Annotated in this window: 17 protein-coding genes; 8 read left to right on the plus strand and 9 right to left on the minus strand. The window is 74.8% G+C overall.

All coding sequences use genetic code 11. The annotated features are described in order from the left end of the window. Position 1 precedes the first annotated feature (1 nt). Entirely contained in the window at positions 2–580 is a 579-nt protein-coding gene (locus FB454_RS22345) for a TetR/AcrR family transcriptional regulator (RefSeq protein WP_013286475.1), read from the minus strand. 70 nt (positions 581–650) lie between these two features. Here FB454_RS22345 and FB454_RS22350 point away from each other — a divergent pair, with 70 nt between their 5' ends. Beyond that, the gene (locus tag FB454_RS22350; protein WP_013286476.1) at positions 651–1,196 is read left to right on the plus strand and encodes a hypothetical protein; all 546 of its coding nucleotides are present in this window, start codon (positions 651–653) and stop codon (positions 1,194–1,196) included. 29 nt (positions 1,197–1,225) lie between these two features. On the opposite strand, the gene FB454_RS22355 is transcribed toward FB454_RS22350, so the two are convergent. The 4 genes from FB454_RS22355 to FB454_RS22370 form a co-directional block, all read right to left on the minus strand. Continuing rightward, on the minus strand, positions 1,226–2,452 hold the full coding sequence (locus tag FB454_RS22355) for a low temperature requirement protein A (RefSeq protein ID WP_145823409.1): 1,227 nt from the start codon (positions 2,450–2,452) through the stop codon (positions 1,226–1,228). Between the two features lie 169 nt (positions 2,453–2,621). Continuing rightward, the gene (locus FB454_RS22360; protein ID WP_145823410.1) at positions 2,622–3,449 is read right to left on the minus strand and encodes an NAD-dependent protein deacylase; all 828 of its coding nucleotides are present in this window, start codon (positions 3,447–3,449) and stop codon (positions 2,622–2,624) included. Beyond that, on the minus strand, positions 3,446–3,733 hold the full coding sequence (locus tag FB454_RS22365) for a DUF1905 domain-containing protein (RefSeq protein WP_013286479.1): 288 nt from the start codon (positions 3,731–3,733) through the stop codon (positions 3,446–3,448). Before FB454_RS22365 ends, FB454_RS22360 begins: the two co-directional genes overlap by 4 nt. Positions 3,734–3,737: 4 nt before the next feature. Next, positions 3,738–4,379, minus strand: coding sequence for a DUF998 domain-containing protein (locus FB454_RS22370; RefSeq protein WP_145823411.1), 642 nt, complete (start codon positions 4,377–4,379; stop codon positions 3,738–3,740). A gap of 132 nt (positions 4,380–4,511) precedes the next feature. Here FB454_RS22370 and FB454_RS22375 point away from each other — a divergent pair, with 132 nt between their 5' ends. Both FB454_RS22375 and FB454_RS22380 read left to right on the plus strand, forming a co-directional pair. Further along, positions 4,512–5,795, plus strand: coding sequence for a sensor histidine kinase (locus tag FB454_RS22375; RefSeq protein WP_145823412.1), 1,284 nt, complete (start codon positions 4,512–4,514; stop codon positions 5,793–5,795). After that, on the plus strand, positions 5,783–6,442 hold the full coding sequence (locus tag FB454_RS22380) for a response regulator transcription factor (RefSeq protein ID WP_145823413.1): 660 nt from the start codon (positions 5,783–5,785) through the stop codon (positions 6,440–6,442). Before FB454_RS22375 ends, FB454_RS22380 begins: the two co-directional genes overlap by 13 nt. Before the next feature lie 7 nt (positions 6,443–6,449). On the opposite strand, the gene FB454_RS22385 is transcribed toward FB454_RS22380, so the two are convergent. Beyond that, on the minus strand, positions 6,450–6,872 hold the full coding sequence (locus tag FB454_RS22385) for an acyl-CoA thioesterase (RefSeq protein ID WP_145823414.1): 423 nt from the start codon (positions 6,870–6,872) through the stop codon (positions 6,450–6,452). Positions 6,873–6,944: 72 nt separating this feature from the next. Here FB454_RS22385 and FB454_RS22390 point away from each other — a divergent pair, with 72 nt between their 5' ends. Further along, entirely contained in the window at positions 6,945–7,688 is a 744-nt protein-coding gene (locus FB454_RS22390; RefSeq protein WP_030273223.1) for a hypothetical protein, read from the plus strand. A gap of 13 nt (positions 7,689–7,701) precedes the next feature. Here FB454_RS22390 and FB454_RS22395 read toward each other — a convergent pair whose 3' ends face one another. After that, the gene (locus FB454_RS22395; protein WP_013286485.1) at positions 7,702–8,007 is read right to left on the minus strand and encodes a DUF1330 domain-containing protein; all 306 of its coding nucleotides are present in this window, start codon (positions 8,005–8,007) and stop codon (positions 7,702–7,704) included. Between the two features lie 165 nt (positions 8,008–8,172). Here FB454_RS22395 and FB454_RS22400 point away from each other — a divergent pair, with 165 nt between their 5' ends. Further along, a complete protein-coding gene (locus FB454_RS22400) occupies positions 8,173–9,135 on the plus strand; it encodes a hypothetical protein (protein WP_071094893.1) in 963 nt (320 codons plus the stop codon). A 40-nt stretch (positions 9,136–9,175) separates the two neighbouring features. After that, positions 9,176–9,508, plus strand: a complete 333-nt coding sequence (locus FB454_RS22405) for a putative quinol monooxygenase (protein WP_013476672.1) — start codon at positions 9,176–9,178, stop codon at positions 9,506–9,508. Between the two features lie 50 nt (positions 9,509–9,558). Here FB454_RS22405 and FB454_RS22410 read toward each other — a convergent pair whose 3' ends face one another. Further along, positions 9,559–10,422: a S1 family peptidase gene (locus FB454_RS22410; RefSeq protein WP_486485442.1), complete on the minus strand. Its 864-nt coding sequence runs from the start codon at positions 10,420–10,422 to the stop codon at positions 9,559–9,561. Between the two features lie 362 nt (positions 10,423–10,784). Here FB454_RS22410 and FB454_RS22415 point away from each other — a divergent pair, with 362 nt between their 5' ends. Together FB454_RS22415 and FB454_RS22420 are read left to right on the plus strand one after the other, a co-directional pair. Further along, a complete protein-coding gene (locus FB454_RS22415) occupies positions 10,785–12,230 on the plus strand; it encodes a glycoside hydrolase family 10 protein (RefSeq protein ID WP_013286489.1) in 1,446 nt (481 codons plus the stop codon). A 115-nt stretch (positions 12,231–12,345) separates the two neighbouring features. Beyond that, positions 12,346–13,278 (plus strand): NHL repeat-containing protein, encoded by a 933-nt coding sequence (locus FB454_RS22420; RefSeq protein ID WP_013286490.1) that lies wholly within the window; start codon positions 12,346–12,348, stop codon positions 13,276–13,278. A 44-nt stretch (positions 13,279–13,322) separates the two neighbouring features. Here the strand turns inward: FB454_RS22420 and FB454_RS22425 are convergent, their stop codons facing one another. Further along, complete coding sequence (locus tag FB454_RS22425; RefSeq protein ID WP_174361717.1) at positions 13,323–14,897, minus strand: Na+/H+ antiporter; 1,575 nt, start codon at positions 14,895–14,897, stop codon at positions 13,323–13,325. Positions 14,898–14,941: the final 44 nt, after the last annotated feature.

Consider the following 14,941-nt stretch of genomic DNA (forward strand, 5'->3'; position numbering starts at 1 on the left):
GTCAGGGCGCGGCGAGCGCGTCCAGGTGTGCGCCGAGCAGTTCCCGGGCGCGCCGGGGCGGCATCCGCTCGGGGTGCAGCAGCGCGTGCAGCGCGAGCCCGTCGAGCAGGGCGTGCAGCCCGGCGACCGCCTCGGGGTCGGCGGCCGGTTCCCCGGTGAGCAGGACGACCGCGAACTCGACGGCGCGGCGGATGCCCTCGTCGGCCTCGGTCATCCGGGCGCGCGCGGCCGGGTCGGTCCGGGTACGCGCGGCGAGCAGCAGCCACACCTCGGCCTCGCGGACGCGCTGACGGTCCAGCGGCAGCAGTTGTTCCAGGATCCGCTGGGCGACCTCGCGCGGGCTGCCGGTGCGGTCCCCGGTGGTGATCCGCTCGGCCGCCTCGGCCTGCACGTGCTCCATGGCGAACACCAGCAGCTCGGTCTGGGTGGCGAAGTAGTGCCGCAGCGCGCTCGGTGACCAGCCCGCCTCGGCCGCGATGCTGCGGACGGTGGCGGCGCCGACGCCGTCGCGGTAGACGACCCGCCACATCGCCCGTGCCAGTTCGGCACGGCGCGCGTCGTGGTCGACGATCTTGGGCACGGGCCCCTCCGGAACCTGGTCGACGAGCGCTGTTACGGTTATCGCACAGCGTACTAAAAAAGGAGGGCACATGCTCGTGGCAGTGATCGTCGGATGCGAGGTGGCGTTCTGGGTGGTGCTGCTCGCCGGCCTGATCGCCCGGTACCCGCTGCGACGGCCCCGCCTCGGCGCCGCCCTGCTGATCGCCGTGCCGGTGGTCGACCTCGTGCTGCTGGCAGCCACGATGATCGACCTGCGCCGGGGCGCGACCGCCACGTTCGCCCACGGCCTCGCCGCCGCGTACCTCGGGTTCTCGGTGGCGTTCGGGCACAGCATGGTGCGCTGGGCCGACCAGCGGTTCGCACACCGGTTCGCCGGCGGCCCTCCCCCGAGCCGGCCACCCCGGTACGGGATGGCGCGGGCCCGGCACGAATGGCGGGAGTGGGGCAAGGGCATGATCGGCTGGGCGGTCGCCTGCGCCGTGCTGCTGGCCGGCATCGCCGTGGTGGGCGACAGCGAGCGCACCGCCGAGCTGTGGGCGTGGACCGGCCGGCTCAGCGTGGTGATGGCGGGCTGGCTGGTGTTCTGGCCGGTCGCGTACACCGTCTTCCCGAAGCGGGCGCCGCGCGACGCGTAAGGATCACCGACCGCGCCGGCGAGCCGGCCTCAGAGCGGTCGATGCGCGTCGGTGACCCCCGGCCGTCCGGCGGCGGCCGGCTCACCGAGCCGATCGACGGCGATCGCGGCCAGCAAGAGCCCGGCCAGCGCCGCCAGCGCCAGCGGTGGCGGCAGCACCGTCCCGAGCGCGGCCAGCGGCAGTGCCGCCCCGGCGACGGCGAGCCGGGCCGGTCCGACCGGCTGCCCGGTCAGCCGGCGGAACAGCAGCCGCCCGGCCAGGTAGACGGCCGCGCCGCCGAACAGCGCCACCGCGGCGGAGCGGTCCAGCCGGGGCCCGGCCTCCGGGTCCGCGACGTGCTCCAGCACCTGTTCGATACCCAGCGCCAGGTAGATGACGCCGGCGACCAGCAGCAGATGGGTCTGGCTGTAGGCGTCCGCGGCGATCCGGTCCCGCTGCGCCGGCGACGCGGCGGCGAGCGCCCGGGCCGCCACCGGGGACGTGCGGTGGAAGTACAGCCACCAGAGGCAGGCGGTCACCACGAAACCGACGAGCGCCACGGCGAGGACCGGCGGCTCGGTCACCGCCGAGGCCACGCCCACCCCCGCGGCCACCACCGACTCCCCCAGCGAGATGATCAGTACCAGGCCGTACCGCTCGGCGAAGTGCGTCGGGCTGCGCAGCGGCCAGGCTCCCCGGCGGGCGTACGACAGCCGTTGACCGGCCACCTCGACGGCGAAGCCCAGCACCCACAGCACCGCGTGTGCGGCCCCGTCCAGCAGCGCGCCGAGCAGCAACGGCACCCAGCCCACGGCGCTGACGAGCGCGAAGAACCGGATCCGGGCGCGCAGCTCCGGGTCGTCCGCGGCGGCCCAGTGGAACAGCGTCAGGTGCACCACGCGCAGCACCACGTACGCCAGCACGACGATCAGCGGCCCGTCCAGCCCCGGACCCGGCGTCCACGCTTCCGGCATGGCGAGCGCGGCCAGGAACAACGCGGCCATCGCGATCAGGAACCCGCCGCGCACCACCCCGACGTCGGCGGGCGTGTGGTTGCCCAACCAGGCGTACGACAGCCACGCCACCCAGAGCAGCACGAGCAGGAGCATGCCCTGGGCCATCGTGGTCAGGGTCGGGTGCGGCTCGATCAGCGCCATGATCCGGGTGAGCGCGAAGACGAAGACCAGGTCGAAGAAGATCTCGAAGGGGGTGACCCGGCGCTGGTCCGGCCCCGGCCGGGGCGGGCGCAGCCGCCCTCGCACCCGTTCGCGTGCCACGTCCGCCGCCCTCCGCCGGTCCACCTCCTGCGCCGACGGTAGGCGGCCCCGGACGGGCGGTCGGGTGTTTCCCGCGATCACGCCCGGCGCGGTCTGCCGGACCGGTGCCCGCTGAGCGGCACGACGAGGCGGCGCGGCCGGGCTGTCAGGCAGGGCGGCGGCGGGCGGCTCAGCCGGCGTCGGCGTCCGGCCAGGCGGCGCGGACAAGCGCGGGCAGCACCTCGCCGGCCGGGCCGCGCAGGTTCACCGCGCAGATCGCATCCAGCGGCGTCGGCACCGGGTTCACCTGCACCACGGGCGCGCCGAGACGGGCCGCCACGAGCGGGATCTCGGCGGCCGGGTGCACGAGCGCCGAGGTGCCCACGGTCAGCAGCAGGTCGCAGCCGGACGCCGCCTCGACCGCCGCGTCGAGCGCGGCCGACGGCAGCGCCTCGCCGAACCACACCACCCCGGGCCGCACGGGCGCGCCGCATCCGGCGCACGCGGGCGGGGTCAGCGGCCCGTCCGGCGGTTCCGGCATGCCGTCGGGCGCCGCCGCGTCGCCGGGTGCCGCGTCGTCCCCGGGTGCCGCCGCGTCCTCGGGGATCGGCGCGGGCCGGGCGCAGGCCGAACAGCGGGGCGCGAACAGGCTGCCGTGCAGGCGTACCGGGGCCGGCACACCGCCGCGCTCGTGCAGGTCGTCGACGTTCTGCGTGATCACCACGGTCTCCGGGCACCGGGCCCGGATCGCGGCCACCGCCCGGTGCCCCGGATTCGGGAGCGCCCGGCGCACCCCGTGCCGGCGTGCCTCGTACCAGCCCCAGACCAGCGCCGGGTCGGCCCGGAACGCGGCAGGGGTCGCCAGCTCCTGCGGGTCGTACCGCTGCCAGAGCCCGGTCTGGGCGTCCCGGAACGTCGGCACGCCGCTCTCGGCCGACATGCCGGCCCCGGTGAACACCACCGGCCGCCGGGCGGCGGCGAGCAGCCGGCCCGCCTCGGCCAGCTCCGGCCCGGTCACACGTCCACCGTCAGCCGCACGTCGACCCGGTCGCCCAGCTCGATGCCCTCGGCCCGGCGCGCCGCGACCCGCAGCGGCACCACGTACCGGCCGTCCTTGGGCCACAGCGACGTCCGCCAGCCGGTGCCGCCGATGCGGACCGTCACCGGGATCATGCCCCAGCCGTAGGTGACCGACGCCGAGGCGGCCTCGATGGCCGCGCTCTGCTCGTCGGGCACCGTGACGAAGTGGTACGGCGCCGGGCCACGCCAGAACCACACCTCGCCGCTGAACGCCAGCTCCATCCGGTCAGGATAGGGGCCGGGACCGACGCGACCGCAGCAGCCGCAGCCCGGTCACCGTCACCCAGGCGAACAGCGGGAACACGGCGACGCGTTCCATGCTGCCCACGCCGATGCCGGCGTCCACCCGGGACAGGAACAGCACGGTGCCGGCCAGGCCGAGCAGGCCCAGGAGCGCGCTGACGGTCCGCAGCTCGCGCAGCAGCGGCGACCGGCCGAGCGCGGCGGCGAGCAGCGCCGCGTTGCCGAGCGCGAAGACCAGCAGCGCGCCGAGCACGTGCAGGTTCTCGTCCACGTCGGCCGGGTGGAGGCCGGCCAGCACGTACCCGGATCCGGCGGCCACTGCCGACGCGACGGTGACGGTCGCGGCGCGGCCCGGGCGCAGCGCCCGGTGTGCGAGCAGCGCGCCGAGCGCGAGCAGCAGCCCGGCGCCGACGAACACGGCGTTCATGAGCGGGTGCCACGGCGAGCAGACCGGACGCGGGCGGCTGCTGTCCCACACGCCGCAGGTCACGTTGCCGAGGTCGCTGATGTTGTGCTCGGCCCAGCTGAACCGGGGCTGCCCCCAGGCCAGGCCGACGACCACGTTGGCGACGAGGAACGACACGGCGGCGAGCAGCCAGCAGGCGCCCGCGAGGCGGTTTCTCATCCGCTGAGTGCACCGTCTCCGGGCATCCGGCACACGGGGCGTGGCGGGCCGGTTCGGGGTATGGCCAGGCATACCCGGAGAGCGGGGTCCAGCCGGCTGGGAAGCACGGCGTGGCCTGGCTAGCGTCACCGCATGACCGTTGATCACGGGCTGGCCGGCGCGTTGCGCCGCCGCCGCTACCTGCTGTCCGCGTGGCCGTGGCGGGCACTGGCGTACGCCGTCACGACGCTGCCCCTGGCCGGCGCGGCGGCGCTCGGCGCGGCGGTGGTCGCCGCGCCACTGCTGCTGGTGGCCGGCGCGCTGCGGCGGGGCCGCCCGGTCGACGCCCCGGCGCTGGCGGTGCTGGCCGTGCTGGCGCTCGCGGTCGTGGCGCTCGCCCCGCTGGCCGGCGCGCCGGTGGCTGCCGTCGAGCGATGGCGCCTCGGCCTGGTCGACGACCGCCCGGTGACAGCACCGCGGTGGCGTGGGCTCGCCGCCCGCCTCACCACCGCCGCCGGGTGGCGGGAGGCCGCGTACCTGGCCGTGCTGGGTGTGGCGGTGCCGCCGGCGTACGGAACGGTCGGTCTGCTCGCGCTGCTGGACGCGGTGCTGATCGCCGGTCCGTGGCTGGCCGGCGGCGAGGACCGGATCGTGCTGGTCTGGGCCACAGTCGACTCCCCGGCCGAGGCGGTGCCGTACGCGCTCGCCGGTCTGCTGGCGGTCCCGGCGCTGGTCTACCTGGCCGGCCTGCTCGTAGCGGTCCAGGCGACGGTGGCCCGCCTGCTGCTCGACGACGCGCCCGCCGGTACGGCGCTGCGCGAGGTGACCCGGTCCCGGGCCCGCCTGGTGAGCGCCTACGAGGCGGAGCGCCGCCGCATCGAGCGGGACGTGCACGACGGCGTGCAGCCGCGCCTGACCAGCCTCACCCTCCAGCTCGGGCTGGCCCGCCTCGACGTGCCGGACGACTCCCCGGCGGCGGGGCCGCTCGCGGCGGCGCACGAGCAGGCCAAGGGGCTGATGGTGACGTTGCGCGGGATCGTCCACGGCATCCGTCCGGCGCAGCTCAGCGAACTCGGCCTGGCCGCCGCCGTCGGTGACCTGGCCGCCCGGTCGGTCGTCCCGGTCGCCGTGCACGCCGACCTGACCCGCCCGGTGCCGGAGCTGGTGGAGACCACCGCCTGGTACGTGGTCTCGGAGACGCTCGGCAACGTGGCCCGGCACGCCGGGGCAACCCGGGCGCAGGTGCGGCTGATCCGCGACGAACGGCTGCTGGTGGTGGAGGTGTGCGACGACGGCCGGGGCGGCGCCGACCCGGCGCGCGGCACCGGCCTGACCGGGCTCGCGGACCGGGTGGCCGCGGTGGACGGGCGGCTGCTGCTGTCCAGCCCGCCCGGTGGGCCTACCCTCGTGCGGGTGGAGCTGCCGTGCCGTCCGTGATCCGGGTCGTCCTGGCCGAGGACGAGGTCCTGCTGCGGGAGGGCCTGGTGGGCCTGCTGACCCGGTTCGGCTTCGCGGTGGACGCCGCCGTGGGCTCCGCCCCGGAGCTGCTCGACGCGGTCCGCACGCACCGGCCCGATCTGCTGGTGACCGACATCCGGATGCCGCCGCAGCACCGCGACGACGGCCTGCGCGCGGCGGTCACGCTACGCGCCGAGCGCCCGGACCTGGCCGTGGTGGTGCTCAGCCAGCACGTGCAGAGCGGGTACGCGGCCGCGCTGCTCGACAGCGGCGACGGCAACCGGGTCGGCTACCTGCTCAAGGACCGGGTGGCCGACGTCGCCGAGTTCGCCGCGATGCTGCGCCGGGTGGCGGCCGGCGGCACCGCCGTCGACCCGGACGTGGTGCGGCACCTGCTGCGCCGCCCCCGCGACCCGCTCGGCCCGCTGTCCCCCCGGGAGCGGGAGGTGCTGGGGCTGGTCGCCGAGGGCCACTCCAACGCCGCGATCGCGGCCCGCCTGCACGTCACCGAGGCGGCGGTGGGCAAGCACGTGGGCAACATCCTGGCCAAGCTCGGCCTGCCGCCGGACGAGGACACCAACCGGCGGGTGCTGGCAGTGCTCGCCTGGCTGCGCGCGGCGCGCTGACCGGGCGTTACAGGCTCATCGGCCCGGGGTCGGTGGCCAGCGCCCGGAACCGCTCGCGCGGGTCGGACACGAGCCGCCGTGCGGTGAGGTCGAGCAGCCCGCCGACGCCGGACACCGAGGCGACGGGGGTGCCGTCGGCCCGGGTGAACTCCTGGCCGATCCGGAACGTCTTGCCCTCGCTCCAGTGGAACTCGCAGGTCACGTCGACCTCGTCGCCGCCGCGCAGCTCCCGCAGATAGCGCACCGTCACCTCCAGCGCGACCGGCCCGACGCCGCCGGCGAGCAGCCGGTCCTGGCCGATGCCGGACGCGCGCAGGCACTCCCAGCGGGCGTGCTCGGCGTACTGGAGGTAGACCGCCTGGTTGAGGTGCCCCTGCGTGTCGAGTTCGTAGCCGCGCACGGTGACGCGTACCCGGAACGGATCTGCCATGCCGGCAGCCTAACCAGGGGCGCAGCGGTAATCCGCGTGCGGTCCGGGCCGCGCGGCCCTAGCCTGCCCGGCGTGACCCTGGAGATCGTGACACTGGCGCAGCGGCCCGACCTGGCGCCGCTGCTGGACAACGACTTCGACGGCGCCTGGCCGCCGTTCATGCTCTGGGATCCGATGGGGGCGCTCTACTACGGCGTCGCGCACGAGCTGCACCCCGAGTTCGTCTTCGCCGCCGTCGACCCGGCCGAGCCGGGCCGGGCCGTGGCCCGCGGGTACGCGGTGCCGCTGCGCTGGACCGAGGACGAGCTGCCCGACGGCGGCTGGGACCGGGTGATCCAGCGGGCCACGCTCGGCCGGCTCACCGGGTCGACGCCGAACCTGGTGTCCGCGCTGGAGATCTGCGTGCGACCGGACCGGCGCGGCGGCGGGGTGTCCGGGCTGATGCTCGCGGCCATGCGCGCGGCGGTGGCCCGCGCCGGCTTCGACACGCTGGTGGCGCCGGTGCGCCCGAGCGGCAAGGCCGCCGTCCCGGACGTGCCGATGACCGAGTACGTGGCCCGGCACCGCCCGGACGGGCTGCCGGCCGACCCGTGGCTGCGGGTGCACGTCCGCGCGGGCGGGGTGATCGAGCGGATCGCGCCCCGCTCGATGACGGTGACCGGCACGCTCGCCGACTGGCGGCGCTGGACCGGGCTGCCGTTCGACACCTCCGGCCCGGTACGCGTGCCCGGAGCGCTGACGCCGGTGCTCGTCGACGCCGACCACGACCACGCCGCGTACGTCGAGCCGAACGTGTGGGTGCGGCACCGGCTCTGAGCGGGCCCGCGGGTCAGGCCGGCCAGGCGTGCCCGATCCCGTCGAGCAGCAGCACGACGCCCTCGGTGGCCGCCTCCCGGTCCCGGGAGATCTCCCGGTACTCCGGCGAGGTGGACCAGCGCTCGAAGTCCTCGCGGCTGTCGAAGGACAGGAGCACCGCCTTCTGGTGCGGCCATTCCCCCTCCACCACGCGGGGGGCGGTGTCGGCGGCGAGCAGCTTCCCGCCGTATCGGGCCAGCACCGGCGGGAAGGCCGCGGCATACCTGTCGTAGCGCGCCCGGTCGTGGATGGTGAGCTGTGCGAGGGCGTAGACGGTCACCGGCTCAGGCTACCGACCGCCCGACGGCTGCGGCCTCGTCCGTCGGGCCGGATCCCGCACCTCGCGAGCCGGGTCGACTGTCCGGTGTGCTCTAGCCATTATGGCCCTGACCTGCGAATACTGATAGCAGGTCCGCGCGGCGTGGGGGGAAAGAGGTGGGGCACGATGATCGAGCAGGAGACCCAGCCGGAGGCCATACCCGAGCCCCGGAACGCGCCGGAGGGCGGGCCGTCCCGGCCCGCCGCGTCGGTTCCCGGTGCGGTGTGGCAGGTCCGCGTACGGACCAAGCTCGACGACCTGTACCAGCAGCTCGCGGTGCTGTCCCCGCGCGACCCCGAGCGGGCCGAGGCGCTGCGCGCGCAGCTGTCCCGGGTGGAGGTGGTGCTCGGACGCAGCGGCGTGGTCGAGTGGTTGCGCGGCGGCAACCTGGAGTACGCGTGGCAGACGATCCACTCGGTGGAGCGGGCCATGGTGGCGCTGCGCAGCACGGACGAGCTGACCGGGCTGCTGCCCGCGTACCGCAGCGCGGCGGCGCAGGTGCTGCCCGCCGACGACAAGGTGCTCACCGACCTCGACCCGTCGGCCGGCGCCCCGTCCGAGGCGCTGCTGCGCGCCCGGGTGCAGGCGCTGCTGCTGCGCTACCACTCGGCGTCCGACGAGTTCCACGAGTCGGCGCGCCGGCTGCGCAACCGGATGCTGGGCCTGTCGGTGTTCGCGCTGCTGGCGGAGGTCCTGGTGGTGCTGGTGCAGTGGCTCAGCCACGACGTCCGGCTGCTGGAGGCGCCGACCGACGCCGGTGGCGTACCGGCCTGGCGGCTGCTGTTCTTCGTGCTGATCGCCGGGGCCCTCGGGGCGTTCCTCAGCGCGCTGCCGTCGATGATCACCTCCCGGTCCGGCGGGCTGCCCTACAAGCTGCCGTTCCAGCAGGGGCTGCTCAAGCTCGCCGTCGGCCCGCTGGTCGCGGTGGTCGGCATCATGCTGGTCATCGGCGGCCTGGTGGAGACCAGCGTGAGCAGCACCGCCGCGCTGCTGGGCCTGGCGATCGTGTTCGGTGCCGGGCAGCAGGCGGTCACCGCGTTCGCCGACCGGCGGGCGGCCGAGCTGCTCGGCCCCGCGGCCAAGAGCTGATGCCGCGCGGGTGGCCGCCGGCCCTGGGTAGCCTGATCCCATGATCTTCATTACCGCCAAGTTCCGGGTCCGCCCGGAGGACGCCGACCGCTGGCCGCAGATCGCCGCCGACTTCACCGCCGCGACCCGGGCCGAGCCCGGCTGCCTGTGGTTCGACTGGTCCCGCAGCCTGGACGACCCGACCGAGTACGTGCTGGTCGAGGCGTTCCGGGACGACGAGGCGGGCGCCGCGCACGTGCAGTCGGAGCACTTCCGGACCGCCCAGCGCACGTTGCCGCCGCACCTGGCCGAGACGCCCCGGATCGTCAACGTGACGGTGCCACAGCAGGACTGGTCGCGCCTGGGCGAGATGGCGGTGCCGGGCGACGCCTGACCGGGTGACCGGTCCGGCGCGGGCGGCGGTCGTGCCGCCCGCGCGGCCGGTCAGGGGATGGTCAGGCCGTACGCGGCGAGGATCTCCAGGATCGGCTGGTAGTAGCTGGTGCCGCCGCTCGTGCAGTTGCCGCTGCCGCCGGACAGGACGCCGATGACGGTGCCGGTCGCCGCCACGTAGAGCGGGCCGCCGCTGTCGCCCGGTTCGGCGCAGATGTTCGTGCGGATGAGCCCGGTGACGCTGCCCTCGGCGTAGTTGACAGTCGCGTTCAGCCCGGTGACGGTGCCGCACCGCACGCCCGTGGTGGCGCCGCTGCGGCAGACCGCCTGCCCGACGTACGCGCTGCCCGCGGCGGTGACGGTGACCTGCCCCGGGTAGGTGTGGATCGCGCTCGGGTGGGCGACGGTGCCGGTGTAGCGGACCACGCCGTAGTCGTTGCCGGGGAAGCTGCTGCCGGTCCGGCTGCCCAGCACCGTGGTGCGGGCGCTGTCGGCGTACCAGGTGGCGGCGAGGCGGGTGCAGTGCCCGGCGGTCACGAAGTACCAGGTGGCGCCGCTGCGCACGTTCGCGCCCAGTGAGCAGCGCCCGCCGCCGCCGTGGATCGCCTGACCGCCGGCGATGAGCGTGCGCAGCCGCCCGGGTTCGTGGCGCAGCACCGCGCCGGCCCGGTCGGCGGTCCGGCGCAACGCGGCCAGCTCGCGCCCGCGTACCGTGTCGTCGGCGGTGACTGTCAGCCGGCCGGTGGCCGGGTCGTGCCCCCAGGCGGTACCGGGCGTGCGGATCGCGGCGAGCGCGGCGGGCTCGGGCGGCGGTGCGGCGGCGCCGGCCCGGCGACCGCCGGGGTGCCGGCGAGCAGGGCGGCGAGGACGAGTACGACGAGCGCGGGTCGGCGCATCCTCCAGGACCTCCTCCATCGTCTACGGTCGATTCGTCAAGCATCGGCCCGGCGACGCGATCGACTCAACCGGCAGAACCGGCGCTCCCCGAAACTTCCGGAGCCGCGCCGGGCGGTACGCGCGTGCCCGCTGCCGCCCCCGCCCGGGATTCCGCCCGTTCGCCCGGTGCCGCGTGCCCCGATGTCGACGCATCGAGGTGATTAAGTTTTCGGAACGCTTCCGGTAGGCTCCGGGCAGAGATTCGCTTCGATCCACTCACGATGTGCCGGGGATTCACTCCCCCACCTGGCGCGGCCACCGGGCGGCCGCGCGGAGCCGACATCGTGGCGGGCGGTGGCCGAGGCGAGCCGATCCCATTGACAGGCTAGAGAGGCGTTCAGATGGACAAGGTGCTCGCCCGCGGCAGCGGGAGCGCGGCAGCCCGGTCACGCCCGCGGACCGCTGTGGTCGCGATGGTGGCGGGGGCCGCGGTGGTCGCCGCCACGATAGCGGCGGCGACCAGCGCCAGCGCCGGTACGACGCTCGGCGCGTCGGCGGCGGAGCAGGGCCGGTACTTCGGCACGGCGGTGGCGGTGAACAAGTTGTCCGACAGCACGTATGTCGGCATCCTGAACCGCGAGTTCAACATGGTCACCGCCGAGAACGAGATGAAGTGGGACGCCACCGAGCCGTCCCAGAACCAGTTCAACTTCAGCAGCGGCGACCGGCTCGTCGCGCACGCCCAGGCCAACGGCATGCGGGTACGCGGACACGCGCTGGCCTGGCACTCGCAGCAGCCCGGCTGGGCGCAGAACATGTCCGGCAGCGCGCTGCGCCAGGCGATGCTCAACCACGTCACCCAGGTCGCCACCCACTACCGGGGCAAGATCCACTCCTGGGACGTGGTGAACGAGGCGTTCGACGACGGCAACAGCGGCGCCCGCCGCAACTCCAACCTGGAGCGCACCGGAAGCGACTGGATCGAGGCCGCGTTCCGTGCCGCCCGCGCCGCCGATCCGGGCGCCAAGCTCTGCTACAACGACTACAACACCGACAACTGGTCGTGGGCCAAGACCCAGGCGGTCTACAACATGGTGCGGGACTTCAAGTCCCGGGGCGTGCCGATCGACTGCGTCGGTCTCCAGTCGCACTTCAACAGCGGGTCGCCGTACCCGAGCAACTACCGCACCACGCTGCAGAACTTCGCCGCGCTCGGCGTCGACGTGCAGATCACCGAGCTGGACATCGAGGGTTCGGGCAGCAGCCAGGCCACCACGTACGGCAACGTGACCCGGGACTGCCTGGCCGTGCCGCGCTGCAACGGCATCACGGTCTGGGGCATCCGGGACACCGACTCCTGGCGGGCCAGCGGCACCCCGCTGCTGTTCGACGGCAGCGGCAACAAGAAGCAGGCGTACACCGCCGTGCTGAACGCGCTCAACGAGGGCGGCACCCCGCCGCCTACCACCGCGCCGCCGACCAGCACGCCGCCCACCTCGGCGCCGCCCACCAGCACGCCGCCGACCAGCGCGCCGCCCACGACTCCCCCGCCGACCGGCGCCTGCACCGCCACGTTCACCGTCAACCAGTGGCCGGGCGGCTTCGTCACCAACGTCCGCATCACCGCGGGCTCCTCCGGACTCAACGGCTGGGCCGTGTCGCTGACAGTGCCCTCGGGCTCGGCGATCACGAACACCTGGAGCGCCCAGGCCAGCGGCACCAGCGGTGCGGTGACCTTCCGCAACGTGGACTACAACCGCCAGGTCGGTGCCGGTGGCACCACCGAGTTCGGCTTCCAGGGCACGGGTACCGCGCCCTCCGGCACGCCGGCCTGCGCGGCCGGCTGACAGTCGACGCGACCCGGCACGGGGCCACCGTGCCGGGTCGCGTCGAGGGCGGGCAGCAGCCCGCGACCGTACAGTGGGGTAGGTCCTGTTCCACCGTTTCGCCGGAAGGACCACAGTGAACCGACGCATCAGGACCGCCCTCGGCGTCGCCCTGACCGCCGCCCTCGTCACCACCGCCGCCCCGGCCCCCGCCACCGCCCACGACCGCCGCCCGAGCGTCATCGCGCTGCCCGACGGCTTCCAGCCGGAGGGCGTCGCCGCCGCCGGCCGGTACGCCTGGTTCGGGTCGCGGGCCACCGGCGAGATCTACCGCGCCGACCTCATCACCGGAGCGGGCCGGCAGGTCAGCCCCGCCACCGGCACCCCCTCGCTCGGCCTGAAGGTCGACCCGCGGGGCCGGCTGTTCGTGGCCGGTGGCACCGCCGGTGACGCCCGGGTGATCGACACGCGCACCGGCGCCGTGCTCGCGAGCTACCGGTTCGCCGACGCGCCGACGTTCGTCAACGACGTGGCGCTCACCCGCGACGCCGCCTGGTTCACCGACTCGAACCGGCCGATGCTGTACCGCCTGCCGCTGGGGCGCGGTGGCACGCTGCCGCCCGCCGACGGCTTCACCACGCTGCCGCTGACCGGCGACTTCCAGCAGACCGGCACCGGCATCAACCTCAACGGCATCGCGCCCACGCCGGACGGGCGGGCGCTGATCGTCGTGCAGTCGAACACCGGCACGCTGTTCCGGGTGGACCCGGCCACCGGCGTCACCACCACCGTCGACGTGCCGGGGAGCACGTTCGTCAACGGCGACGGCCTGCTGCTGCTCGGCCGCACGCTGTACGTGGTGCAGAACCGGCTCAACCAGGTCGCCGTGGTCGAGCTGAACCGCGCCGGCACCACCGGTGTGCTGCGCCGGGTGCTCACCGATCCGGACTTCGACGTGCCGACCACCGTCGCCAGCGCCCTCGGGCGGCTCTACCTGCCCAACGCCCGGTTCTCCACCCCGCCGACGCCGGCCACCCCGTACACGGCTGTCGCCGTCGACGCACGCTGAGCGGGCCGCCGCCCGCGCCGGACGTCCGGCGCAGGCGGCGTCGCTCACTCCTCCATCTCCGGGCCGAGCAGCCGGATCTCCTCGATGTCGATGGCCGCCTGGAGCTGCCGCAGCACCGCGTCGTCGATCTGCCTGGTGTTGCGCAGCCGGGTGATCTCCTGCCGCTTGTGGTCGAGCACCCGAAGCCGCAGCCGGCGGGCCATCTCCCGCTCCGCCTCCGCGTCCTCGCCACCCGGGTCGCGGGCGTCGGCCAGGTGGTCCTCGTAGTCGGCGCGCAACCGGTCCACGGTGTCCTGGGTGGCGCCCACGTCGCTGGCGGCCCGGGGCAGCGCCTCCAGTGCCGCCTCGGTGGCCCGGATCCGGGCCCAGCGCACCTCCTCGTCGCGTTCCCGGTCGCCGGTCAGGCCGGCCCAGCTCACGACCGCGGGCAACGTGGTGCCCTGCACCAGCATGATCAGCACGATCACCACGACGGTGACGAAGATGATCAGGTCACGTTCGCGTACCGGGCTCCCGTCGTGCATGGCGACCGGCACGGCGAGCGCCGCGGCGAGCGAGACGGCGCCCCGGAACCCGGCCCAGCCCACGGCGGTACGCATCCGGCCGTCGAAGTGCCGCGCCCGGCTCGACTCCCGCCGGTCCACCCGTTGCAGCGCCGACACCGACAGGTGCACCCAGAGCAGGCGGATCGCCACCACGACCGCTGCGACGAGCACCGCGATGCCGAGCGACGCGGTCGGCGAGTGGCTGGTGATGCTGCGCAGCGAGCGCGGCACCTGCGTGCCGAGCAGTACGAACAGCCCACCGTTGATCATGAAGGTGGAGAGGTCCCAGAACGCGAACGCGGTGACCCGGGAACGGGCCCGGATCACCCGGGGCGCGGCGTACGACAGCAGCAGCCCGGACACGACCACCGCGAGCACCCCGCTGGCGTGCACCGCGTCGGCGAGCAGGAACGCGACGAACGGGGTGAGGATGCTCAGCCCGCCCTCGCGCATCGGGTCGTCCACGTGCTTGCGGATCAGCACCACGACCGCGCCGACGAGCAGGCCCGCGGCCACCCCGCCGGCCGACTTGCCGACGAACTCGCCGCTGAGCGTCAGCGCACCGGGCACCGTACCGCCCGCGACCACGCCCGCCGCCACCGCGAACAGCACGAGCGCCGTACCGTCGTTGACCAGGCTCTCCGCGCGCAGCGTGGTGAGGATGCCGCGCGGCATCCGTTTGGCCAGGCCGGCCACGGCGGCGGCGTCGGTCGGCGCCAGGACGGCCCCGAGCACCCACGCGGCGGCCGGCTGTACGCCGAGGGCCTGCGCGGTGTACGCGACGGCGACCATCGTGACGATCACCAGCACGACGGCGAGCCCGACGATCACCGTGAGGTTGGCCCGGATCTCGCGGAGGCTGATGACCAGACTCTCCCGGTAGAGGATCGCCGGAAGGAACAGCACCAGCACGACCTCGGGTTCGAGGATCAGGTTTTCGAACGGCGGCAGCAGGCCGATCAGCGCGCCCATCGCGATCAGCAGGACCGGCGGCGCGACGCTGTAGCGACCGCCGATGGTGGTGCCGACGAGCACGGTGGCACCCAGCACCGTGATCAGCACGAGTGCTTCCACGCCGTACCCCCGTCACCGTCCGCCGGGGATCACGGTGCCCTACG

This window comes from Micromonospora sp. CNZ297 (genome assembly GCF_007827625.1).

Coding starts and splice junctions, on each gene's coding strand:
- FB454_RS22375 (WP_145823412.1), top strand. CDS start 4,512: ATGACCGTTGATCACGGGCTGGCCGGCGCGTTGCGCCGCCGCCGCTAC.
- FB454_RS22350 (WP_013286476.1), top strand. CDS start 651: ATGCTCGTGGCAGTGATCGTCGGATGCGAGGTGGCGTTCTGGGTGGTG.
- FB454_RS22400 (WP_071094893.1), top strand. CDS start 8,173: ATGATCGAGCAGGAGACCCAGCCGGAGGCCATACCCGAGCCCCGGAAC.
- FB454_RS22385 (WP_145823414.1), bottom strand. CDS start 6,872: ATGGCAGATCCGTTCCGGGTACGCGTCACCGTGCGCGGCTACGAACTC.
- FB454_RS22415 (WP_013286489.1), top strand. CDS start 10,785: ATGGACAAGGTGCTCGCCCGCGGCAGCGGGAGCGCGGCAGCCCGGTCA.
- FB454_RS22365 (WP_013286479.1), bottom strand. CDS start 3,733: ATGGAGCTGGCGTTCAGCGGCGAGGTGTGGTTCTGGCGTGGCCCGGCG.
- FB454_RS22410 (WP_486485442.1), bottom strand. CDS start 10,422: ATGGAGGAGGTCCTGGAGGATGCGCCGACCCGCGCTCGTCGTACTCGT.
- FB454_RS22405 (WP_013476672.1), top strand. CDS start 9,176: ATGATCTTCATTACCGCCAAGTTCCGGGTCCGCCCGGAGGACGCCGAC.
- FB454_RS22370 (WP_145823411.1), bottom strand. CDS start 4,379: ATGAGAAACCGCCTCGCGGGCGCCTGCTGGCTGCTCGCCGCCGTGTCG.